Genomic DNA, 21,313 nt, shown 5'->3' on the forward strand with positions numbered 1-21,313 from the left:
GATTTAAACCAAATCTATGCCAACCTCCTAATCAGGCGAAACATTTGAAAGGAGGTGATCCAGTGCATCATGACGTATTGGAGAAGGCAGTCGGGACAACTTATGAGGTTCGCAACTGAGGCAGTCCTTGGTTGAAAACACCATAAGGTGGGAAACCTAACCGACCCACCTCCGAAAAATCAGGAAGGGCTGTCCCAACGCCGGGGCAGCCCTTTTCCGTTGCATCCTTCGGATACAACGGAAGCGCCCAAAACCCTTATTTTACGTGTACACCGTGCGTACACACGCCGTACACAGGGCGTATGTACATGTGGCACACGAAGGACGCCTGCGGCGGGCAAGTATTTAGGCTCAAAAGACGATGACGTTACGCATCAATGATCAGATCGAGATCGCCGATTGGGAGATCTCGGAACAGTTCACCCGCAGCTCCGGCCCCGGCGGGCAGAACGTGAACAAGGTCAGCACGGCGGTCGAACTGCGGTTTGAGGCGGAGCGGTCCCCCGCCCTGACGGCGGCGGTGAAGAAACGCCTGCGCCGGATCGCGGGGCGGCGCTGGACGCGGGACGGGGCGATTGTGTTGTTTGTTAAGGAGACTCGCAGTCAGGTCCGCAACCGAGAGATTGCGCGGGAGCGGTTGGTGGAGATGATTGAGAAAGCCTTGGTCGCGCCGAAGCGGAGGATTGCGACGCGCCCAACGCGCGGGTCGGTCCGGCGGCGGTTGGATGGGAAGAAGAAGCGTGGGGAGGTAAAGGCGCTTAGGGGGAAGGTTGAGGAGTGAGGTCTAGCATAGTTTTTCTTGTGGATGATTTGCGTCCAAATCCCATAGGCGTTTAATTTCGATCGTTTCCTCGTCATCAATTATTTGCTGTCCTACAGCCCGCTCCAGTTCTCTCACTTTTTCCAGAATGGTCTTTCGTCCCATCAAACTAAAAGGCCCTGGGCGCGGGACGCCATTGCGCCGGACAAGCCAACGCATATCTAGGTCATCTCGAAATTTGCTGATCCAATTCCGAAATTCTAGGTAAGGCAACAATTGGTCGTGACCCGCTTCAATCATCTTCGTTGCCGATCTGTCTTTCCGTACCACGGTACATGTCCAGCAACCAAATCGACCGCTAGCGCAAGGCGGAGCATCAGGCGACTTTATTATCGGGCATTCACCCGAAGCATCCTTGTAAATAGACTCCAGCTTTTTTGGATCGATGCTGCGAGGGTAATCCAACAAAAAAATCGAATCCCAAACATCAGCCAACGACAAATCAAGTATTGGTAAGAACAAATCGTAGCGTCTGTTTCCTTCAACCTGTTTTTGCCAATGGCCGCCACCCATCTTTTCGATTGACCTACGCCTTTGCTGACTTTCAGCTTTTCTGCTCCCGATCAGTACGACAACATCATCTGCGAAAGAGTTTTCAATAAAGCGGGAAACTGGCTTGATCCTCAAAGATTGTGTGCACCATCTGAAGCTGTTGGTAGGAGTTGGGTAACCCCTTCCAATTACTTTGACAAAATACCTCTCTTCGACAGGCGCTTTGAGCATTATCAAGTCGATTGGCAATCCAAGGTTTTCAAACTCTGAATTCAAAAGGCAAAAGAGCCCTTTAACGTAAGAATCTATTACGGGGTTCTCGACCCCAGTATCGCAAAAGATCACACTAACTTTTTGCGGAAAACGCTTCACCTTTCTCAAAGCTGAAACGAAAATCTTCAGTAGGGCCGTTGAGTCTTTTCCCCCAGAAAACCCTAGTATCCACTCTCTATCAACGTGGCATTCTAGTGCTTCAGTAGTCCGCTGAATCGCTTGAAAGACCAGTTCACTCATGGAGTCTTGAGAGCATCAATTTGAGCTTGTCTGGATACTTCAACGAGATTATTCCAAGCTGCTCTTCACCCAAGTCTTTATGCCTCTTGGTCAAAATCGCTGAGATCGGAAAAGAAATAGCGGCAACAATTACAAAGATCAGCGCAGCTGCCATACTCCCGGAGTTATCGAAGAGTAGAAAAAACATGAACGACAGTGCGGCGGAAAATATGGCTAAGACCCGAAGGTCGGCCAATGTCGTCCATAGTAGCCATTGAACATCACTCTGTTTGCTTGAAGTTTCAATTGATCGTCATCGTCAACTAAAGCAAAAAATACTTTTCGTATCTTAGGCCATTCATTTGTCTCATCATGCTCGCGCCCGGCAATTTCAAGTAATCTGGTTCTTATGTTTTCAGTAACGTCTGAAAAGTACTTTTGGTTTGAAAGAGATCGAAAAGGGGTCAAGTAGTACAGCAACCCAAGGACCAACGCGGGCCAAAAATTGAACCAATCTGAAAGGTCGGAAGGCAGCGCTAAAGCCCACTCGCCAGTCATGGCTCCCAGCACCGAAAAACAAATGAGTATCAATATAGCAGGCGTAATAAAACGCAGGGTGTTCAACGTATTTAAATTCATTCTGAAACGAAGTCTAAAATGGACCTTGGTGAAATCACCCTATCTTATTCTGCCTTTGATTGAACGTCTATTTCCAAAATTAAAACACCACCTCAACCTCGGCCTGATCGCCTACCCCGAACACCCGCTTATAGCGCTCGATTTCCGCCTCAGGCCCCATCGCCTTCCTCGGATTGTCGCTCAGCTTAACGGTCGGTTTACCGTCGGCTGATATAGCTTTGCAGACCAAGGAAAACGGCGCGAGGGTATCGTTATGGGTTAGGCCTTTGAAATCATTTGTCAGCATCGTTCCCCAGCCGAAGGACACGCGGCAGCGGCCGGCGAATTGGGATTGAAGCTCTAGGATCTTGTCGACATCGAGGCCGTCGGAGAAGATCACGAGCTTTTGCGTGGGATCCTCGCCGCGTTCTTTCCACCAGTTGATCGCCGTTTCCGCCCCTGTAGCCGGATCACCTGAATCGACACGGATGCCTGTCCACCCGGCGAGCCAATCGGGCGCCGCGTCGAGGAAGCCTTTGGTCCCATAGGTGTCGGGCAGGATGATCCGCAGGTTGCCGTCGTGTTCAGCGTGCCAGTCGGAGAGCACGTCATAGGGCGCTTGGCGCAGCTCGTCATCTGTCTCCGCCAGCGCGGAATAGACCATAGGGAGTTCGTGGGCGTTGGTGCCGATCGCCTCGAGGTCTCGGTTCTTGGCGATCAGGCAGTTGGAGGTACCGACGAAGCTTTCGCCAAGGCCTGCGTTCATCGCCTGCACACACCAATCCTGCCAGAGGAAGGAATGGCGGCGGCGGGTGCCGAAATCAGCGATGCGGAGGTCGGGGTTGCCTTGCAGTTTCTCGACCTTTTCCCACAGGCGGGTCATGGCGCGGGCATAAAGGACTTGTATCTCAAACCGGCCCATTTGGTTCACGACGGCACGGCCGCGCAGCTCCATCAGGATGGCGAGGGCGGGGATTTCCCAGAGCATGACCTCAGGCCATGACCCTTCGAAGGTCAGCTCATATTGGCCGTCGCGTTTTTCGAGGTGGTAGGGCGGCAGGCGCAGGTTTTCGAACCAGTCCATGAATTCGGACGTGAACATCTGGCGTTTGCCGTAGAAGGTGTTGCCGCGCATCCAGGTGCTTTCGCCGCGGGAGAGCGAGAGGGAGCGGACGTGATCGAGTTGTTCGCGCAGCTCGCCCTCGTCGATGAGTTCAGCGAGGCGGATGGTTTTGGTCCGGTTGATCAGGGAGAAGGTGACCTGCGTGTCGGGCCGGTTGCGGAACACCGACTGGCACATCAGCAGTTTGTAGAAATCGGTATCGATCAGCGAGCGCACGATCGGGTCGATTTTCCATTTGTGGTTCCAGACGCGGGTGGCGATATCGACCATTGCAGTAATTCCCTGTAGCTGAGGGGTGTTAGAGCAATTGGAGCGGTCAAAGGCAAGATGTGGCAAGTCGCAGCAATGGTTGTGGGCGCGATGTTTCTGATCGTGGGTGGCGACATTGCAGGCACGATCCTAACGCGCGAAGGAGTGAGCCCGGTGTTTGTGGCCTGGTCGCGATTTGCGGTTGCCGCGGTTGTTTTGGCCCCGTTTTGCGGTGTGGCCCTGCGTGAGGTTCCGGCGTTTCTTGATTGGCGGCTTATGGTGCGGACGTTGCTGATCGTCTGTGGGATCTTTTGCATTTTGACGGCATTGCAAACGGAAGCGATCGCCAATGTCTTTGGAGCGTTCTTCGTCAGCCCAATCTTTGCATTTGTTTTGTCAGTTGTTCTGTTCAAAGAACGTGCAGGTTGGATGCGAGCGGTGCTTTTGTTGGTGAGTTTCGGCGGTGTCTTGATCGTGGTGCGGCCCGGCTTTGGGATGACCATTGGCTTGGCCTTTGCCCTAGCGGCGGGGCTGTTTCATGGCAGCTATTTGGTGGCGACGAAATGGCTCGCGGATCAGTACCGACCGCGTTTTCTTCTTCTGTCACAGCTTCTCATTGGCGCCGTTTTCCTGGCTCCATTTGGCATCGGAGACATGCCAAATCTGTCGTGGCCTGTCCTCGGCTTGGTGATGGTCAGCGCTCTCGGGTCGGCCTTTGGTAACCTGCTGATCGTGTTGGCAAGCCGGATTGCGGATGCGAGTTTAATCGCGCCATTGATCTATAGCCAGCTGATCCACGCGGCGTTTCTTGGATGGGCCGTGTTTGGAGAATGGCCAGATCGGCAAAGCCTCATCGGATTGAGCATCATTCTTGTGTCCGGGTTCGCCACGTTGATCCTCGCAAAACGCGCCTAGGTCTGCGCCGCCTCATCATGAAAGCGCTTTGCCGTCGCAGGTGAAACGCCCAAGACCGCTTCGATCTGATGGAGCAGTTCGTCCTCGTTTTCGTGTTCGATCCCGTCAGCGAATACGACCTTCCAAAGCGCAGCCACTGTCGCCTCTTTTTCCGCGTCGCTGACGGCAGTCTTCAGGATCGTGGCCAATTCTTCCGTTGGCGGCATCTCTGCTTCTAATTTCTCGCAAGAAGCACGCATCTTGGCGGCCTCCACTGGGTTTAAGCCGTTGCGTTCAGCCAGTACTTTGTCAATTTGCTGCACTTCTTCGAACAGATAGAGATGATCCGCTTTCGCAGCCCGCACGAGCAGGGCTCCTAGCGCGTGGCGGGCATCCGTTTCGGGCAAAGGTGTTTCATGGTCTTCGGGTGCTTTGAAAAAGGCGAGGAGACGGTCGATCATGGTGGTCACTCTGACGGTGGTTTTGGAGCAGGCTAATCCAAATCTTTTGTCGGTGCCAAGCCAGATATGCGCATGAAGGCGCGGAACAGGATCGGTGCAATTGCAATCACGAGGGTGATGCGGATGAGGTGTGCGATAGAGACAAAGGCAACGTCTTCGCCGATCGCCAAGGTCATCAAGCTCATCTCGGTCACACCGCCGGGGGCGAAGGCAAGGAAGGCTTGCGCTTCTGACATGCCGATGATGGCTGCGGTTATGAAGGCGAATAGGCCTGTTGCGAGCAGCGCGATGATGGTCACAAGCGCCGCAAGAACGAGGTCTTTACCGACCTCGCGCAGGGTCGCGCCAAGGAAGCGACAACCGATGATCGTGCCAACGACGATTTGGGCGGTGATGATGAAGAGGCTCGGCGGGGACACATAAGTCCACCCTAGGGTATGGACGAGGCCGCTGAGAATCATGGGGCCAAAGAGGCCGGGCGCAGGGAACCGTGCCGCACGCGCCAAAGGGACGCCGATGACTGCACAGCCGATTAAGAGCGCATAATCTTGCACAGTGGGCGCGGTGAGGGACGTCCAATTGCCGCCGCCCGCGCCAGTTTGAACGCCGAATAGCAGCCCAAAGACCATTGCGACCAAGAAAATAATCAAAAGGACTCGGGCCGCGTGGGCCAAAGCAATACGGCGTTCGTCACCACCTGCGGCGCCCCCCATTAGGAGCATCTCGTTTAAGCCGCCAGGCATGGAACTGTAAAACGCTGTTGTCGGGTCGTAGCCTCCGATGCGTCTATAGACGGTATAACTTACAACGCCCGCTGCCGTTAGTACGAAAGGTAGCACGATCAGGGTGCCGGCCCATTGGCCCAACTGGCCAAAGATCTCTGCCGTCATGCCAGACCCAAGCATGACACCAATGATCGGTATCACAATCGGGCGCAGTCTGTTGGGCGCTTTAATCGGCGCACCGGCCATCGCGACGATGGTGACGCCAATCATCGAACCGAGCATCCATGGCAGTGGCATATTGATAATGTAAGCGAGGGTGCCCGAAAGTAGGCCGATGATGAGCGCCAAGAATGGTGGGCCGAGGCGCTGGGTTGTCATCTAAAATTCACCCATATGTTTCTCACCCCGTTCAGCAGAGAGGCGAATTTGTTTTTGCCGTTCTCGGAACCGGTTCTTGGCGTCTTCGGTCGTGGTGTCAAAGCACTGATGGCACGAGACACCGTCCTCATACTCAGGGCGGGATTTGTCGGACGGTAGGATAGGTTGTCGACAAGCATGGCAGAGTTCATGCGGGCCTTCTTTGAGGCCATGGCCCACACTGACGCGGGCATCAAAGACAAAGCAGTCGCCGTTCCATGTGCTGTCTTCTTCCGGCACTTCTTCAAGGTATTTCAGAATGCCGCCTTTGAGGTGGAAGACGTCTTCGACACCCTGCCCTAGCAGGTAGTTGGTCGATTTCTCGCAGCGGATGCCTCCGGTGCAGAACATGGCAATGCGTTTATTGTGGAACCGGTCTTTGTTTTCTTCCCACCACGCAGGAAATTCACCAAAAGATTTTGTCTCAGGGTCGATGGCCCCGTCAAAGGTACCAATCGCGACTTCATAGTCGTTGCGCGTATCGATGACGGCCACGTCGGGGGCGCTGATCAGCTCGTTCCAGTCTTCGGGGGCCACGTATTTTCCGACCTTCTCTACCGGGTCGACGTCGGGCTGCCCCATGGTGACGATTTCCTTTTTCAAGCGCACTTTCATACGGTTGAAAGGGGGGACAGTTGCGTGACTTTCTTTATGTTCCAGATTGGCGCAGCCGGGGAGCGCGCGGATTACTTTTAGGATGGCCGCAATACCAGTTGCCGAACCTGCGATGGTGCCGTTGATCCCCTCTTTCGCCAGCAGGAGCGTGCCGGAAATACCGTGTTCGCGACAGGCGGCCAGCAGCGGGTCTTTGATCGCAGCTGGGTCGTCGAAACGCGTGAAGTGATAGAGCGCGGCTACAGTGTACATGGGGGTCAGATACGCCTGTCAATTTGAATCGGCAAGGTCTAGCGGCTTTGCGCTGCAGCCATGGCTAAGCCATCTGCAACGGCGGTGAAGGCGGCGGTGCGTTCTTGGGCCGCGTTTGGCAGAACGGCTGTGATCGCCTCGGTGACGGAGCGCATCAGGCTTGAACCACCAACATAGACAACTGTGCCGATATCGTCGGACGACAGGTCCGCCATAGCGAGCGTGGCTCGCGCGGCGTCAGAGATTTGCGTGGTAAGCGGCGTGAGTGTCGTTGAAAGGATCGAGCCGCTGAGCGGTACAACCAAATTCGGTTCGATGAAGCTGAGGTCTATTTCGGCGCTGTCGCTTGCGTTCCGCGCGATTTTTCCTGCCTCCACCGCAAAGGAAATATCGTGGCCCATTTCCATTTCAATCACCTCTGCCAGGCGTTCAAAGGGCGGTTTGTCGAGAGCCAGTTTGGCGTAGCGTTTTGTAAACCGTTGGGTTTCAGGCGTGTAAAGGAAGGGGATCTTTTCCCATGTCGCGAGGTCTTGGAACAGCGCGTTTGGGGCAGTGTGGGTGCCGGGGCACATCTCATTCTTGAGTTCGCCATGATAGCCAAGAAGCGGCATGACAGTGGCAAGGTTCAGCGCACGGTCAAAATTGGTGCCGCCGACGCGAACTCCGTGTGAGGCGATCACCCGTGTTTGACCCGATGACTTTTCAAAGATTGTGAAGTCCGAGGTACCGCCGCCGATGTCGACAACCAGCCCGTAGTTCCCATCGAGATTGGCGGTGCTGGTTTGCGCCGCGGCCTCTGGTTCATACATGAAAGAGATGTCGGTAAAGCCCGCGGTTTCATAGGCACTACGCAGATCAACCTCGGCACGCGCGTTACGGTCAGGGTCGGGGTGGAACCGGACGGGGCGGCCAGACAGGACGCTGTCGATGGTGAGGCCCGTTGCCTGTTCAGCGCGTTGTTTCACGGTAGTCAGGAATAGAGCCACGACTTCGATCAAAGTCACGCGCTGGTAGGAGATCAGGCGGCGTTCGTGCATCAGCGGCGTGCCAAGGACCGATTTCAGCGCGCGCATAAACCGCCCTTCGCGCCCGTCGATCAAGGCGGCATTCGCCGCCGACCCGTAAACGGCATTGGCGCGGTGGGTGTCAAAGAACACGGATGTCGGAAGGGTGGTTTTGCCCTCCTCAACGGGGATCAGATAGGGTTTGTCCCCCGCCATGATCGCAGCGGCGGTGTTGGAGGTGCCGAAATCAATCCCGAGCCTGTGTTTCATCTGACCAATCCCTTGAAAAAGACGCCCGACCTATGACATTGACAGCCCTCTGCCAAGTGGAAAATCAAATGCAACGCGTGATGATCGTCGGCGGCCTCGGATTGGGCAAAAGCACCCTCGCCTGTTTGTTGGGCAAGAAGACAGGTTTGCCTGTCTTTCATATGGATCATCTGCATTGGAAACCGGGTTGGGAGCCGCGCGATGATGAGGAAAAGCGGCTGATGGCGCTTGAGATCATCGCGCAGGATCGGTGGGTGTTCGAAGGGGGCATGTCCTCGACCTATGCCGAGCGACTGGCGCGTTCGGATACGATGATTTGGCTCGACTTGCCGTTTGCTTTGCGGTTTTGGCGGGTGATCAAACGCACGGTTCGGGACCATGGCAAACACCGCCCAGACATTGCTGAGGGGTGTTATGAAGGGTTTCATAAGGAAACTTTGCCGTTTTGGTGGTTCATTCTGCGCACACGAAAGAAGAATAGAGCCGTACTCGAAAAGATGGCGATTGATGCAGGAGCGGCTAAATTGGTTCATCTTCAAACGCGCAAAGATGTCGATGAATACCTTGCAAAACTTGACGCTGCCTGACGTGATGGTAGGCACGAGCTAAGTTTTAGGAGGCCCGATATGACAAAAGCTCTGATCGTGATCGATGTGCAAAATGACTTTTGCCCCGGCGGTGCGCTGGCCGTTGCGGGTGGTGATGAGATCGTCGGTGGGATCAACGCTTTGATGGATGATTTCGACGCCGTGATCCTGACGCAAGATTGGCATCCGGCAGGGCATTCTTCATTGGCGAGTTCGCATGACGGTCAGGAGCCGATGAGCGTTATCGAGATGCCTTATGGGCCGCAGGTGCTTTGGCCCGATCATTGTATTCAAGGCACCCGCGGCAGCGCCTTTCACAGCGATCTGCGCGTTGATGGCGACCTGATCATCCGTAAAGGCTACAATCCTGCAATCGACAGTTATTCCGCTTTCTTCGAAAACGATCACACCACTCCGACTGGGCTTGAAGGATATCTTCGCACCCGTGGGATCAACAATGTGACGATGGTTGGCTTGGCGTTTGACTTCTGCGTGAACTATTCTGCTGTTGATGCGGCAAAGCTTGGGTTCGATGTAACGGTACGGCAGAATCTGTGCCGCGCGATCGATTTTGACGGCTCACTGGAGGCGGCGAAAACCGGCATGGCGGACGCTGGGGTCGTTCTTAGCTAACGGTCGGTCGCGATCCGAAGCGCTTTGCATTTCGGGCGCATATTTCACTTTACAGTGCTCCAAAATGATGATGCCGTCCGCCATATCGCTGCACTCAATCATGGAGGATAGGTGAATGCAGGCTCCGTCAAAAACATCCTATGACGTGGTCATTGTCGGTGGCGCGATGTACGGGTCGTCGATCGCGTGGTGGCTGACAGAACAGGCCGGTTTTGATGGTTCCGTTTTGGTCGTCGAGCGTGATCCGACGTATGAGTTTTGCTCGACCTCGCATACGAACAGCTGCATCCGGCAGCAATTTAGCGCACCAATCAACATCCAAATCTCTCAGTTCGGGGCAGAGTTTATCAAAAACTTCCGCAGTTTTATGGGCGGGGATGAGCGGGTGCCTGACATCACGCTGCAAAGTTTTGGCTATCTCTATCTGGCCGACAATGAAGGTTTTGCGGCGACGCTCAAAGATGCCCAGCAGGTCCAGTCAAAGCTTGGCTCGGGCACGATGCACCTGACGCGGGATGAAATTCAGGAACGGTATCCGTTCTATAACCTCGAAGACATTCTGGCGGGTAATCACAACCTCGTTGATGAGGGGTATTTCGACGGCAACACGATCTTTGACTGGTGGAAACGATCCGCGCGCGAGCGTGGTGTCGAATATGCCCACAACGAAGTCGTGTCGATGACACAAGCGCCCTCAGGTCTTGTCACGTCCGTCACGCTTGCAACAGGAGAGGAAATCTCTTGCGGCACGGTGGTCAATTGCTCTGGCCCGCGGGCAGTAGAAACCAGTCGGATGGCGGGGATTGAAGTGCCGATCGAACCGCGCAAGCGCTACACATTCATCTTCCGATCCGAAGAGCCGCTGGGCCATGTTTTACCGCTCACAATCAACCCATCAGGCGTGCACATGCGCAGCGATGGCCCCTACTTCATGGCCGGTTGCCCGCCGGAGGATGATCACGCCGTCGCCTATGATGATTTCGAAATGGATCATGCGATTTGGGAAGATCACATCTGGCCGGCGGTGGCCTATCGCGTGCCGCATTTTGAACGGGCCAAGGTGATCAACTCTTGGGCCGGGCATTATGCCTATAACACGCTGGATCAAAACGCGATTGTCGGGCCGCACCCGGAGGTGACGAATTTCATCTTCGCCAATGGGTTCTCAGGCCATGGCTTCCAGCAATCCCCTGCCATCGGACGTGGCGTAGCGGAATGGATCGCGTCGGGCGCGTATCAATCCATCGACATGAGCCCTTTCGGCTATGATCGGGTGATCGAAAATCGGAAATTTGTAGAGAAGGCCGTCATCTGACGGGAAAGGACGAGAGCCATGAAAATCGTTTTAACCGGAGCCGCAGGGCGTTTGGGCGGCATTTGTCGGGAGCCTTTGTCGAAGATGTGTGATGAGCTGGTCTCAACCGACCGCGTCGACAGCATCGACGGATTGGCCGCGAATGAGACCTATGTGAAATGCGATATTGGTGAGCGGGAGCCGGTTCATGCTCTGCTGGAAGGCGCGGATATGGTCGTCCATTTTGGGTCCATCGCGGATGAGGCGCCGTGGGGAGATATCCTTCATTCCAACATCTTGAGTGCCTATAACATCTGGGAAAGTGCGTATCAGCATGGGGTGAAGCGGATCGTATTCGCCTCATCGATCCACGCGGTTGGGATGCACAAGAAACACGACTTCATCGGTGTCGATGCGGCGCATCGGCCAGATACTTACTACGGGTTGGCGAAGTGTTTCACCGAAGACCTCGCCAGCCTTTATTGGGATAAGCGGGGCTTGGAGACCGTCGCGATGCGGATCGCTTCGGCCTCAGGTAAGGTTTGCAATTCTCGCGCTTTGGGGTCGTGGCTGTCGGATGGGGATTTAGTGCAGTTGGTGCAGAAATCCGTGACAGCACCCACGACGGGCTTCACGATTGTCTATGGTGTATCGAACAACGACCGAGCAGGGTTGGACAACTCCGGCGCATCGGCTTTGGGGTATCGGCCGAAGGACAATGCGGAAGAGTTCGCGGCAGAAATCCTTGCCAACGCGCCGCCGCAGAACAACCAAGACCCAGAAGATATGTGCCACGGCGGGCCGTTCGCTGTGGTGCCCTTGGGCGAGAGCGGGGTGGAGATGATCAAAGCCCGCTCGGTCAAGACCTGATGGACAACCGTCGCTGGACAACAGTGTTTGAGGTGACGGGATCGGTGCTGGCCATGGCCTATGCGCTGCTGATCGCGTCGAATACCGGGAATGAGATTTTGGGGTTCTCGCTGCTGCTGATCTCTGCGCTGCTTTTTGCGGCGTGGGGGTGGCTGGACAAGCGTTGGGCGTTTTTGCTATTGCAGGCGTTCTACGCGGGGTCGGCGATTATTGGGTTGGTGAGGTGGAGTTAGATTAGGTTAGGCGGAACTCTTCCAAGTGGTTGCTGATGTATAGGACATAGGCGATGGCGTAATCGCTTTTCTCGAGGACCCCATAAGCGAAATGCGGCTTTAAGTGGGCCTCGTATGCGCGGAAGATGGACGGCACTGATTTGAAGCGTAGCAGGCCTTCCGTCGGTTCGTTTTCGATCATGACGACCTAGTCCGGGATGATTTTTCGAGGCCGTGAGACATTTTCTGTCGCGCGTTGAACACCGAATAAGCCAGCTGGCCAAAGGCGCATTGAAACATCTGAGATCGCTTTTCGGGAAAGCCGGACATAGAAAATTCGACCTATTGCGCAAGGTGATAAGAAGTCCGCCTCGAGTCCCAACCGATGAGCTTGTCGAAGGGGCCTTTGCCAACGTGTCTACCGATAATCCCCCCACTTTTAGAGGGGCACATCAGATTGAGACCCAAATGGCTCTGATCTCATTATTTCATGGGAAGCAAGACGCGATCTGACAAACCAATTATCGGAAAAGGGATTCGGAGCCAATCAATCTGCTGCTTATTTTCTTCAATCCAATCAAGTAGTTCATTTGGTTCATCGGCATAAATTTCAACGTACTTTGATGCCGGTGTAACTGCGAGCAAACCTTTCTCGTCAATCACTGCATTTGCTGTTGGATAGTCAACAGATAGATCCAAATTGCTGCGAAGCCTGAGCGTCGCATATCTTAAGACATCGCCCCGATTTTGCACGGGACGTGTCGTCATCAAAGTCATAAATTCACAGATATCAAAGCCAGCAATGCCACCTAGTGGAAGTTCACCAGAAGATGAGATCGCGAACGTTCCTTTCTCGGGACCTTCATAGGCAATCCAATAAATAAGCAAGCCGCGCTGGGGATGTAAGTTTACAACGCGCCCCTGATAAGCGGCTGACAAAGCCACCAATGCATTACTGCTTTGGTAATCATACTCGATTTGACACTCGTTCTCTTGGCGCAAACGTTCCTCCGCAGTTGGCAAGCGTTGCGAAAGGGCTGCCTCCTCATAAAGCGTAGCTTCTTGTGCGGATGCGGGTTTCGCCAAAGACAAAACTAAAGAGCCAAAGAAGAAGAAACATTTCCTAGAACTCATAAATTCTTACCTCAAAACTAGAGTTATCGCGTCTTGCGGCGGCGCAAAAAACATACCGCTACGAATTATTTTGCATCATAAACTGCTGAACTGACTCGTGATATGACTAGCAAACTAAAAATCCAAATTTTCCACACTCAGCGCGTTGGTCTGAATAAACTCACGCCGTGGCTCGACGACATCGCCCATGAGCTTGGTGAAGAGATCATCAGCCTCGGCCACATCTTCGACCTTCACTTGCAGCAATGTCCGTGCATCGGGGTCTAGGGTGGTTTCCCAGAGCTGGTCTGGGTTCATCTCTCCCAACCCCTTGTAGCGCTGCAAGGTCAGGCCCTTTTCGCCTTCCTCTAGGATTGCTTTCAGCAGGTCCAATGGCCCGTGAATGAGTTGTGAGCGATCCTTACGGATCAGCGTTGCGGGGAGGTCGTAGACCTCTTGCAGGCTTTGGGTGAAGCTGCCGGAGCGGCGGGCCTCGCCGGAGCGGAGCATTGGGCCGTCCAAGGTGCGCACCTCTTCCACACCGCGCAGGATACGCGCGAGGCGGATGCCTTTGTCTTGCGTGATCCTGCCCTGCCAGCCGCGTTCCCATTCGAGCGCGATCAGGTCGAGGCGTTTGGCGACTTTGTCGGCTACGCCTTGCAAGTCAGCGTCCACCGCGCCCTGCACGAACGCACCCGCAATCGCGGCCTGTTCGAGGATGTGGCGCGGGTAGTGGGTTGGGAAGGCCTCCAACACGCGCTTCAATTGACGCGCTTCGTCCACCACGCGGCGCAGGTCGTTGCCAGTGATTTCTTCGCCATTGCCCTGACGCAAGATCGCGCCTTCGACGCCCTGTTCGATCAGGTAGTCATCAAGGGCGGCTTGGTCTTTCAGATAGACCTCCGACTTACCGCGCGACACCTTATAAAGCGGCGGCTGCGCGATGTAGAGGTAGCCGCCTTCGATCAGTTCCGGCATCTGACGGAAGAAGAAGGTGAGCAGCAGCGTGCGGATGTGCGCGCCGTCGACGTCCGCGTCGGTCATTATGACGATCTTGTGGTAGCGCAGTTTTTCGATGTTGAACTCATCGCGGCCAATGCCGGTGCCCAGCGCCATGACGAGGTTGCCGATCTCTTGGCTTGATAGCATCCGGTCAAAGCGGGCGCGTTCGACGTTGAGGATTTTACCCCGGAGCGGCAGAACCGCTTGCGTGCGGCGGTCACGGCCCGTTTGAGCGGAGCCACCGGCGGAGTCCCCCTCCACCAGAAACACTTCGGTTTTGGCGGGATCTTTTTCGGAGCAGTCTTTCAGCTTGGATGCGTTGTAGTTCACGTCCATCGCGGATTTACGGCGGATTTCGCGGGCTTTGCGGGCGGCCTCCCGGGCGGCGGCGGCTTCGACGATCTTGGTGATGATCGATTTCGCCTCGCCGGGGTTTTCCTCAAACCATTCGTTGAGCTTTTCGCCCATCAGGTTTTCGACCGCTGGGCGGACCTCGGAACTGACGAGTTTATCCTTGGTCTGAGAGCTAAATTTCGGATCAGGCACCTTCACCGAAAGCACACAGGTCAACCCTTCACGCGCGTCATCACCGGTCAGCGAGACTTTTTCTTTTTTCGCGATCCCGCTTTCTGTCGCGTACTTCGAAATCGCACGGGTCAACGCGCCACGGAAGCCCGCCATATGCGTGCCGCCATCGCGTTGCGGAATGTTGTTGGTGAAAGGCAGTACCATTTCGTTGTAGCTGTCATTCCACCACATCGCGACCTCGACGCCGATGTCGTCGCGTTCGCCTTTGACGTAGATCGGGGCCTCCATCAGAGGCGTTTTGGAGCGGTCGAGGTATTTGACGAATTCGTTGACGCCGCCTTCATAGAACAGCTCGGACCGAAGCGGTTCCGCGGGGCGTTCATCTTCGAGGATGATGCGGACACCTGAGTTCAGAAATGCCAATTCACGCAGGCGCTTTTCGAGTGTGTCAAAGGAATAATCAAGGTTCGAGAATGTATCGGTGGAGCCAAGGAACCGCACCTCTGTCCCTGTTTCGTCGCCAGCATCGCCGATCACCTCAAGATGTTTCGTCGTCTCACCATGCTCAAACCGGGCAGAGTGGACTTTGCCGTTGCGCCAGACCTTCAGCTCCAGCCAAACGGACAGAGCATTCACAACCGACACACCCACGCCGTGCAGACCGCCAGAGACCTTATAGGAGTTGCTGTCGAACTTACCACCGGCGTGCAGCTGGGTCATGATGACCTCCGCCGCGCTGACGCCCTCTTCGGGGTGCATATCGACCGGAATACCGCGCCCGTTGTCGCGGACGGAAACAGACGAATCTGCGTGGATTTTCACCTGCACATAGTCAGCATGACCGGCCAAAGCCTCATCGATCCCGTTGTCGACAACTTCATAGACCATGTGATGCAGACCAGAGCCATCATCGGTATCCCCGATGTACATGCCCGGACGCTTACGCACAGCTTCTAACCCTTTCAAAACCTTGATGGAATCGGCGCCGTATTCTTCTGGTGTCTGCTGCTCGTCTGACATGCGGATTTTCCTGCGTTGTATCCCTCAATATATAGAGAATTTGCGACGGAATGTCACGCAATCGGCACAAGATTTTGGGGCAATCTTCGCTAGGTAAGTGGGATCACCAAACCTACTCCGATCAGTAGGACACCAGAGGTGATATTGGTCCGGCGCAGAGCCGTTGGCGACTTGAGAATTGACCGTGCTTTGTCGATGAAAATCGCAAGGCACAGGTTACCGATCAGCGGGATGATGAAGCTGAGAAAGCAGATAACGGCAATGTCCCAACCCGTCAGCGCGCGGAGGTCAAAGAACCCAGGCAGGACACCCATGTAAAACAAGATCGCTTTAGGGTTTCCGAGGATGACCGCTAATCCAGCGAGGAAACCTGCCCACGCCCCAGGACGGGTCAAGCGGCTGTCGCTTGCGATGGTTTTGTCCGCGTTTTTGATGACCATGTAACCCATGACAAGGAAGATCACCGCAGCAACCCATTTCAGCACGGTCATGAAGTCCGCGTAGACCGACACCACCCAGCTGACCCCGATGATCGCCAGAAACGGCCAGAGGACGTCTCCGACAACGACCCCGAGTGCAAGCGGCCACGCCCCGTGGAAGCCGCCTGAGAGCCCTCTGGCGATCAAGGCAACCCAGACCGGCCCAGGCGTTAGGAACAGCACCAAAAGCGCCCCGGCATAGAGCAGCATGTCAGACGGCGTGATCGTCATGTCAGAATTTATGTCCCATCAGATCGACAACCACGCTGTCATTCCATGGTTTGCCGCGCAAGGGAAGCACCATAAGCGCACCCGTCGGCCTTTGGACGACCTTGCCTGAACGTGCACCTTCCATCGTGGTATAGATGGCATGGTTCGGGACGGTTCGGAAACCATGCCCTGCATAGATTGGCCGATCGCCGAATAGGACGAAGAAATCAGCCAGGCTCGCTTTGGCTTCTTCGACTGCGGCATTCATCAGCACTGTGGCCAAACCCTTGCCTCGATAGGTTGGGTCGGTTGCGACTTCGGCAAGGCCGACAGCATCACAAAGGTCTTCGCCTAAGCGAATGACGCGGAAATCCAAGGCCATATGGGCGACAATCTTTCCTTCATCTCGCAAGGCAAGCCGAAGGTGGTGACGTTGTTGGAAAAACGATCTGCCGCCAAAATCCGTCTCAAAACACCGCGCCATCAGGTCGGCGATCTGAGCCTCGTCTTCCGAGGTGAGATCAAGTTCGTGAATGCGTTCAACCTGCATCGGGTAAAGTCAAACTCCCATCCTCATTTGGCGGCCAAAACGGGTTCATCGCGACCTCCCAGACATGGCCGTCAGGGTCTGCATAGTAGCCGGAATACCCACCCCAGAACACTTTTTCGGGGCGTTTTAACTCGGTGGCGCCCGCTGCTAGCGCCTTGTCAAAGGCCGCATCCACCTCTGCTTCTGTTGGAAAGTTCTGACCAAGCGTCGATCCCCCGATCCCAAGCTGTGTGCCAGGGCGGCCTTGATCCTTTGCTAAATCTTTCAAGCCAAACAACCCCAAAGCCATACCATTGATCTGATAGAAAGCAGCTTCCTCCAAATCCTCTTTCGGTTCCCATCCAAGGGCTGCATAAAAGGCTTTTGACCGCTCAAGATCGGCGACACCTAGGGTAATCAAAGTCACTCGTTGTGGTGTCATAGGCTGCTCCTTTGTTCGGCGACCGAGGCTCCGTCCACTTCGCTCACCTCTATATACTGCGCGCGATCGCCGAGTTCTGCAAACAGCTCCGGCCCTGTGCCGGTCATCCACGCTTGCGCCCCCAAGGCGCATATCTCATCGTAAAGCGCCGCACGACGCCCTGCATCGAGATGCGCCGCCACCTCATCCAATAGAATGATCGGCGGCGCGCCAAAATCGCGCCCCACCGCGCGGGCGTTGGCAAGGATGACGCTGATCAAAAGCGCCTTCTGTTCGCCGGTTGAACAATCCTTCGCAGGCACGCCTTTATCCGTGAACACCGCCTCCAAATCCGCTCGATGCGGCCCGACAAGTGTCCGACCGGCACCCAGATCGCTGGACCGCCCATCAGCCAGTGCGGCCTTTAGGGCCTCCGAATCATCCTGCCCCTCAAAGGGGTTGGCATTGCCAAGGCTCAAACCCGCCTGAGGAAACGCGGTTTCGGCATCCGCCTGCCCCGCTATCAGTTCAGAGATTGCGTGTTGGCGGTTTCGCGTAATCTCCGCGCCCGCCTCTGCCATTTGCGCCTCAAGTGCCACATACCAATGGGCATCGCGCACCATGTCTTTCAGCAAACGGTTCCGCTCCCGCATCGCTTTTTCATATTTTAACACTGCCTCTGCGTGATGTGGCAGAAAGCTGAGCGTCGCGCGGTCCAAGAACCGCCTGCGTCCATCCGCGCCTTCGATCCAAAGCCGGTCCATGGAGGGCACGAGCCAAACCATGCGCCCGACACGACCCAAAGCAATCTGGGCTGCGGCCTTATCGTCAATCCGCACCTGTCGAGACTGCCCCGCTTCAGCCCCTGTTTCCAGCTCATGAGTCTGGTGAAGCGATTGCAGAACACCCTTCACCTTCCACCCCAAGGCTTCCGGCCTGCGCGTCAGATCATCCGGCCCCGCGCGCCGCAACCCGCGCCCGGGTGACAACAACGATACAGCCTCAATCAGATTTGTCTTACCCGCGCCATTGGCCCCGTAAATCGCAATAGGACGTCCATCGCACTCAAGCTCCACCAGCTTGTGCGACCGGAAATGCGACAACATCAAAGAGGTCAGCGCGAGTTGTTTCATAGCGGTTCCCCAGTCGCGAACTCAAATCCTGGGCTCCGCCCGTTCGCGGCTGAAACGATACACCGTATCGTTTCCGAGACGCCACTCACCCTCACGCCGGTGGCTCCCCACCTCGCAAAGGGCGCTTAGACCCGCATCGGCATCACGACATAGACCGCGCTGGTGTCATTGCCTTCGCGCATCAAGGTCGGATCGCCTGAGGAATTGAACAGGAACACGGCGTTTTCGCGATCCACCTGACTGGCGATTTCCAGCAGGTACTTCGCGTTAAACCCGATGTCCAAACGCTCGTCGCCATAGGCCACGGCCAATTCTTCCTCCGCAGCGCCACTGTCCGGAGCATTCACGGACAGAACCAGTTTGTCTTCTTCCAAGGCCAGCTTCACAGCGCGCGAGCGTTCGGAAGACACTGTCGCGACGCGATCAACAGCTTTGGCAAATTCGGAGGCATCTACTTCCAACTTGCGGGTGTTTCCTTGCGGGATCACGCGGGTGTAGTCGGGGAAGGTTCCATCGATCACTTTCGATGTGAGCGTGATATCCGGCGTTGCGAAACGCACTTTGGTTTCGCTGACCGAGACGGCGATTTGCGTCTCATCATCGTCGAGAAGCTTGCGCAACTCACCAACAGTTTTGCGCGGCACGATCACACCGGCCATATCGGCGGCCCCATCAGGCAAATCCGCATCAATACGAGCCAGTCGGTGGCCGTCCGTCGCGACACAGCGCAACACTTTGCCGCCATCTGCGTCAGCGATGTGCATGTAGACACCGTTCAAATAGTAACGCGTCTCTTCCGTCGAAATCGCAAATTTCGATTTGTCGAACAGGCGGCGCAACATGGGAGCTGGAGCGGAGAAATTCGCGGCATATTCGGACGACGCCATCACCGGGAAATCTTCCTTCGGTAGCGTGGCGAGCGAGAAATTGGACCTCCCCGCTTCAATCGTCAAACGTCCTGACGCACCATCTTCAGTCAAAGTGACTAAGGCCCCATCAGGCAGCTTGCGCACAATCTCGTTCAGAGTCACGGCCGACACAGTCGTTGCCCCTGCGCGTTCAACTTGGGCAGGCGCGCGATCAACCACCTCTATATCAAGGTCAGTCGCTCGGAATTGCACCGTGTCGCCCTCGGCTTCGATCAACACGTTGGCCAAGATTGGAATGGTGTTCCTACGCTCCACAACGGATTGGGCTTGGGCGACTGCCTTCAGCAGACTTGCACGTTCAATACTTAACTTCATAATCCCACGCTCCGATGTCTGTGGCTGACGCCTTTAGGGACGCAAAAACTACCTGTTTTCACGTCCGGCTCAAGCAGAATTTAAATGAACTGTCTGTCAAGGTGCGATGGGCGTCAAGCGCCCAAGACCTTATTCTTCCAATGCGCGGCGCAAGAGTTCCACATCATCGGCGATCTGGCTGTCGGTGACCATCAGTTCTTCGATCCGCTTCACGCCATGCATGACGGTTGTGTGGTCACGCCCGCCGAACCGACGGCCAATTTCAGGCAGCGACCGGCTGGTCATCTGTTTGGCCAGATACATCGCCATCTGACGCGGGCGCGCAAAGGTGCGAAGACGCTTTGGCCCGATCATGTCGGACAAGCGAATGTTGAAATGTTCACTGACTTTGCGCTGAATTTCCTCAACCGTGACTTTCCGGTCAGAGGCTTTAAGCACGTCGGACAGACAGTCCTGCGTCAGTTCCAGTGTGATTTCGCGACCGACAAGGCTGGCGAAGGCGAACAGACGGGTCAAAGCCCCTTCAAGGACGCGCACGTTCGTTGTGATCCGATGGGCGAGGAACTCCAAAACGCCATCGGCGATGACCAGATCGGGATATTGCGCCTGTTGGATGGCAACTTTCGCCTGCAAAACGCCCAAGCGCAATTCGTAGTCTGTTGGATGGAGGTCAACAACCAAACCACACTGTAGGCGGGAGCGGATGCGATCTTCGAGGTCTTTAATCTCACCTGGTGCACGGTCGGCAGAAATGATGATCTGTTTGTTGGCATCTACGAGCGCGTTGAACGTGTGGAAGAACTCTTCCTGCGTGCTGTCTTTGCCCGCGATGAACTGCACGTCATCGACCATGAGTACGTCGACGGAGCGGAACAGCTGCTTGAAGTCCATCATCTTGCGTTCACGCAATGCGGTGATGAAGCGATACATGAATTGCTCAGCAGAAAGGTAAAGCACGTTCAATTCAGGCTGACGCTCGCGCAATTCGTTAGCAATGGCGTGCATCAGGTGTGTCTTGCCTAGACCGACGCCGCCGTAGAGGAAAAGCGGGTTGAATGTGACCGGGCCTCCTTCGGCCACACGACGCGCCGCTGCATTGGCCAGCTCGTTCGGCTTACCAACAACAAAACTATCGAAGGTAAAGCGTGGGTCGATTGGGCCGCCGGCGGTGTCGTCTGCTTTTTGGGCTTTGCGAGGTGCTTTCGCGGCAGGCTTGGCAGATGTCTTCTCTGGTACGGAGAAACTAAGGCGCTGAACGTCCTGTTCGTGACGGTTCAGTTGATAAATAATCTGATCACCGAAATTCTGTTGAACGTAATTGCCGATGAATCCCGTGGGCACTTCAAATGTCGCTACTTTATCTGAGAGGCTTTTCAACTCGAGGGGCGCGATCCAGTTCTTATAGCTATTTGCACTCATCCCAGCTTTGAGTGATTGCAAAACCTCGCCCCATACTTGAGTTGTCATTGTTCCCTCGTGTCCCTTCGCTCAATCCCTGCCACACAGCCCCCCGGGCCATGGCGATCAATCGCAGGAGAGGTCCAGCACAATCGCGTTCGCCGAAAAGTCTTTCGACGTCAGGTCTTGCAACACGAACCTTTGGCCC

General features: G+C 55.3%; 23 protein-coding genes. 7 read left to right on the plus strand and 16 right to left on the minus strand.

The annotated features are described in order from the left end of the window. Positions 1-361 precede the first annotated feature (361 nt). A complete protein-coding gene (arfB, locus tag BUA85_RS09985; protein ID WP_072900779.1) occupies positions 362-781 on the plus strand; it encodes an alternative ribosome rescue aminoacyl-tRNA hydrolase ArfB in 420 nt (139 codons plus the stop codon). 3 nt (positions 782-784) lie between these two features. Here arfB and BUA85_RS09990 read toward each other — a convergent pair whose 3' ends face one another. Together BUA85_RS09990 and pncB are read right to left on the minus strand one after the other, a co-directional pair. Further along, entirely contained in the window at positions 785-1,825 is a 1,041-nt protein-coding gene (locus BUA85_RS09990; RefSeq protein WP_072900780.1) for a phosphoadenosine phosphosulfate reductase domain-containing protein, read from the minus strand. Positions 1,826-2,522: 697 nt separating this feature from the next. Further along, on the minus strand, positions 2,523-3,815 hold the full coding sequence (pncB, locus tag BUA85_RS10005) for a nicotinate phosphoribosyltransferase (protein WP_072900783.1): 1,293 nt from the start codon (positions 3,813-3,815) through the stop codon (positions 2,523-2,525). A 57-nt stretch (positions 3,816-3,872) separates the two neighbouring features. Between pncB and BUA85_RS10010 the strand changes: the two genes are divergently transcribed. Continuing rightward, a complete protein-coding gene (locus BUA85_RS10010; RefSeq protein WP_072900784.1) occupies positions 3,873-4,709 on the plus strand; it encodes a DMT family transporter in 837 nt (278 codons plus the stop codon). On the opposite strand, the gene BUA85_RS10015 is transcribed toward BUA85_RS10010, so the two are convergent. The 4 genes from BUA85_RS10015 to BUA85_RS10030 are packed head-to-tail and all read right to left on the minus strand — an operon-like array spanning position 4,706 to position 8,432. Continuing rightward, on the minus strand, positions 4,706-5,149 hold the full coding sequence (locus BUA85_RS10015; RefSeq protein ID WP_072900905.1) for a tellurite resistance TerB family protein: 444 nt from the start codon (positions 5,147-5,149) through the stop codon (positions 4,706-4,708). The genes BUA85_RS10010 and BUA85_RS10015 overlap by 4 nt on opposite strands. A 32-nt stretch (positions 5,150-5,181) precedes the next feature. Then, entirely contained in the window at positions 5,182-6,252 is a 1,071-nt protein-coding gene (locus BUA85_RS10020; RefSeq protein WP_072900785.1) for an AbrB family transcriptional regulator, read from the minus strand. After that, the gene (trhO, locus tag BUA85_RS10025) at positions 6,253-7,158 is read right to left on the minus strand and encodes an oxygen-dependent tRNA uridine(34) hydroxylase TrhO (RefSeq protein ID WP_072900786.1); all 906 of its coding nucleotides are present in this window, start codon (positions 7,156-7,158) and stop codon (positions 6,253-6,255) included. 38 nt (positions 7,159-7,196) lie between these two features. Then, positions 7,197-8,432 (minus strand): Hsp70 family protein, encoded by a 1,236-nt coding sequence (locus BUA85_RS10030; protein WP_072900787.1) that lies wholly within the window; start codon positions 8,430-8,432, stop codon positions 7,197-7,199. A gap of 32 nt (positions 8,433-8,464) precedes the next feature. Here BUA85_RS10030 and BUA85_RS10035 point away from each other — a divergent pair, with 32 nt between their 5' ends. From BUA85_RS10035 to BUA85_RS10055, 5 genes are all read left to right on the plus strand, one after another. Then, entirely contained in the window at positions 8,465-9,019 is a 555-nt protein-coding gene (locus BUA85_RS10035) for a P-loop NTPase family protein (protein ID WP_242649041.1), read from the plus strand. 39 nt (positions 9,020-9,058) lie between these two features. Further along, entirely contained in the window at positions 9,059-9,652 is a 594-nt protein-coding gene (pncA, locus tag BUA85_RS10040; RefSeq protein ID WP_072900788.1) for a bifunctional nicotinamidase/pyrazinamidase, read from the plus strand. A 115-nt stretch (positions 9,653-9,767) separates the two neighbouring features. Beyond that, positions 9,768-10,967, plus strand: a complete 1,200-nt coding sequence (locus tag BUA85_RS10045) for an NAD(P)/FAD-dependent oxidoreductase (RefSeq protein ID WP_072900789.1) — start codon at positions 9,768-9,770, stop codon at positions 10,965-10,967. Positions 10,968-10,985: 18 nt separating this feature from the next. Next, positions 10,986-11,816, plus strand: a complete 831-nt coding sequence (locus tag BUA85_RS10050) for an NAD-dependent epimerase/dehydratase family protein (RefSeq protein WP_072900790.1) — start codon at positions 10,986-10,988, stop codon at positions 11,814-11,816. Then, positions 11,816-12,049: a hypothetical protein gene (locus tag BUA85_RS10055; protein WP_072900791.1), complete on the plus strand. Its 234-nt coding sequence runs from the start codon at positions 11,816-11,818 to the stop codon at positions 12,047-12,049. The genes BUA85_RS10050 and BUA85_RS10055 overlap by 1 nt, the downstream gene beginning before the upstream one ends. 1 nt (position 12,050) lies before the next feature. On the opposite strand, the gene BUA85_RS17025 is transcribed toward BUA85_RS10055, so the two are convergent. From BUA85_RS17025 to dnaA, 10 genes are all read right to left on the minus strand, one after another. Then, the gene (locus BUA85_RS17025; protein WP_072900792.1) at positions 12,051-12,230 is read right to left on the minus strand and encodes a DUF1569 domain-containing protein; all 180 of its coding nucleotides are present in this window, start codon (positions 12,228-12,230) and stop codon (positions 12,051-12,053) included. Beyond that, positions 12,227-12,358 (minus strand): DUF1569 domain-containing protein, encoded by a 132-nt coding sequence (locus BUA85_RS17090; RefSeq protein WP_083526241.1) that lies wholly within the window; start codon positions 12,356-12,358, stop codon positions 12,227-12,229. The genes BUA85_RS17025 and BUA85_RS17090 overlap by 4 nt, the downstream gene beginning before the upstream one ends. A gap of 153 nt (positions 12,359-12,511) precedes the next feature. Then, positions 12,512-13,162 carry a hypothetical protein gene (locus tag BUA85_RS10070; protein WP_131802790.1) on the minus strand — a complete coding sequence of 217 codons (651 nt, stop codon included), beginning with the start codon at positions 13,160-13,162 and terminating at the stop codon, positions 12,512-12,514. A 114-nt stretch (positions 13,163-13,276) separates the two neighbouring features. Then, on the minus strand, positions 13,277-15,691 hold the full coding sequence (gene gyrB / locus BUA85_RS10075) for a DNA topoisomerase (ATP-hydrolyzing) subunit B (RefSeq protein ID WP_072900794.1): 2,415 nt from the start codon (positions 15,689-15,691) through the stop codon (positions 13,277-13,279). An 89-nt stretch (positions 15,692-15,780) separates the two neighbouring features. Next, the gene (locus BUA85_RS10080) at positions 15,781-16,401 is read right to left on the minus strand and encodes a LysE family translocator (RefSeq protein WP_072900795.1); all 621 of its coding nucleotides are present in this window, start codon (positions 16,399-16,401) and stop codon (positions 15,781-15,783) included. A 1-nt stretch (position 16,402) separates the two neighbouring features. Continuing rightward, complete coding sequence (locus BUA85_RS10085; RefSeq protein WP_072900796.1) at positions 16,403-16,930, minus strand: GNAT family N-acetyltransferase; 528 nt, start codon at positions 16,928-16,930, stop codon at positions 16,403-16,405. Continuing rightward, entirely contained in the window at positions 16,920-17,351 is a 432-nt protein-coding gene (locus BUA85_RS10090) for a VOC family protein (protein ID WP_072900797.1), read from the minus strand. Before BUA85_RS10090 ends, BUA85_RS10085 begins: the two co-directional genes overlap by 11 nt. Next, on the minus strand, positions 17,348-18,463 hold the full coding sequence (gene recF, locus BUA85_RS10095) for a DNA replication/repair protein RecF (protein ID WP_072900798.1): 1,116 nt from the start codon (positions 18,461-18,463) through the stop codon (positions 17,348-17,350). The genes BUA85_RS10090 and recF overlap by 4 nt, the downstream gene beginning before the upstream one ends. A gap of 125 nt (positions 18,464-18,588) precedes the next feature. Further along, complete coding sequence (gene dnaN, locus BUA85_RS10100) at positions 18,589-19,707, minus strand: DNA polymerase III subunit beta (RefSeq protein WP_072900799.1); 1,119 nt, start codon at positions 19,705-19,707, stop codon at positions 18,589-18,591. 129 nt (positions 19,708-19,836) lie between these two features. Then, positions 19,837-21,174, minus strand: coding sequence for a chromosomal replication initiator protein DnaA (dnaA, locus tag BUA85_RS10105; RefSeq protein WP_072900800.1), 1,338 nt, complete (start codon positions 21,172-21,174; stop codon positions 19,837-19,839). Between the last annotated feature and the right edge of the window lie 139 nt (positions 21,175-21,313).

The sequence above is a fragment of the Cognatiyoonia sediminum genome, from assembly GCF_900129845.1.
Classification (GTDB): Bacteria; Pseudomonadota; Alphaproteobacteria; order Rhodobacterales; family Rhodobacteraceae; genus Cognatiyoonia; species Cognatiyoonia sediminum.

Excerpts from the sequence above, each read along its gene's own strand:
- BUA85_RS10050 (WP_072900790.1), top strand. The coding sequence starts at position 10,986 with ATGAAAATCGTTTTAACCGGAGCCGCAGGGCGTTTGGGCGGCATTTGT.
- BUA85_RS17090 (WP_083526241.1), bottom strand. The coding sequence starts at position 12,358 with ATGTCCGGCTTTCCCGAAAAGCGATCTCAGATGTTTCAATGCGCCTTT.
- BUA85_RS10020 (WP_072900785.1), bottom strand. The coding sequence starts at position 6,252 with ATGACAACCCAGCGCCTCGGCCCACCATTCTTGGCGCTCATCATCGGC.
- BUA85_RS10045 (WP_072900789.1), top strand. The coding sequence starts at position 9,768 with ATGCAGGCTCCGTCAAAAACATCCTATGACGTGGTCATTGTCGGTGGC.
- BUA85_RS10010 (WP_072900784.1), top strand. The coding sequence starts at position 3,873 with ATGTGGCAAGTCGCAGCAATGGTTGTGGGCGCGATGTTTCTGATCGTG.
- BUA85_RS10035 (WP_242649041.1), top strand. The coding sequence starts at position 8,465 with ATGACATTGACAGCCCTCTGCCAAGTGGAAAATCAAATGCAACGCGTG.
- dnaA (WP_072900800.1), bottom strand. The coding sequence starts at position 21,174 with ATGACAACTCAAGTATGGGGCGAGGTTTTGCAATCACTCAAAGCTGGG.
- BUA85_RS10080 (WP_072900795.1), bottom strand. The coding sequence starts at position 16,401 with ATGACGATCACGCCGTCTGACATGCTGCTCTATGCCGGGGCGCTTTTG.
- gyrB (WP_072900794.1), bottom strand. The coding sequence starts at position 15,691 with ATGTCAGACGAGCAGCAGACACCAGAAGAATACGGCGCCGATTCCATC.
- dnaN (WP_072900799.1), bottom strand. The coding sequence starts at position 19,707 with ATGAAGTTAAGTATTGAACGTGCAAGTCTGCTGAAGGCAGTCGCCCAA.
- arfB (WP_072900779.1), top strand. The coding sequence starts at position 362 with ATGACGTTACGCATCAATGATCAGATCGAGATCGCCGATTGGGAGATC.
- trhO (WP_072900786.1), bottom strand. The coding sequence starts at position 7,158 with ATGTACACTGTAGCCGCGCTCTATCACTTCACGCGTTTCGACGACCCA.
- BUA85_RS10055 (WP_072900791.1), top strand. The coding sequence starts at position 11,816 with ATGGACAACCGTCGCTGGACAACAGTGTTTGAGGTGACGGGATCGGTG.
- pncA (WP_072900788.1), top strand. The coding sequence starts at position 9,059 with ATGACAAAAGCTCTGATCGTGATCGATGTGCAAAATGACTTTTGCCCC.
- BUA85_RS09990 (WP_072900780.1), bottom strand. The coding sequence starts at position 1,825 with ATGAGTGAACTGGTCTTTCAAGCGATTCAGCGGACTACTGAAGCACTA.
- BUA85_RS10015 (WP_072900905.1), bottom strand. The coding sequence starts at position 5,149 with ATGATCGACCGTCTCCTCGCCTTTTTCAAAGCACCCGAAGACCATGAA.
- pncB (WP_072900783.1), bottom strand. The coding sequence starts at position 3,815 with ATGGTCGATATCGCCACCCGCGTCTGGAACCACAAATGGAAAATCGAC.
- recF (WP_072900798.1), bottom strand. The coding sequence starts at position 18,463 with ATGAAACAACTCGCGCTGACCTCTTTGATGTTGTCGCATTTCCGGTCG.
- BUA85_RS17025 (WP_072900792.1), bottom strand. The coding sequence starts at position 12,230 with ATGATCGAAAACGAACCGACGGAAGGCCTGCTACGCTTCAAATCAGTG.
- BUA85_RS10070 (WP_131802790.1), bottom strand. The coding sequence starts at position 13,162 with ATGAGTTCTAGGAAATGTTTCTTCTTCTTTGGCTCTTTAGTTTTGTCT.
- BUA85_RS10090 (WP_072900797.1), bottom strand. The coding sequence starts at position 17,351 with ATGACACCACAACGAGTGACTTTGATTACCCTAGGTGTCGCCGATCTT.
- BUA85_RS10030 (WP_072900787.1), bottom strand. The coding sequence starts at position 8,432 with ATGAAACACAGGCTCGGGATTGATTTCGGCACCTCCAACACCGCCGCT.
- BUA85_RS10085 (WP_072900796.1), bottom strand. The coding sequence starts at position 16,930 with ATGCAGGTTGAACGCATTCACGAACTTGATCTCACCTCGGAAGACGAG.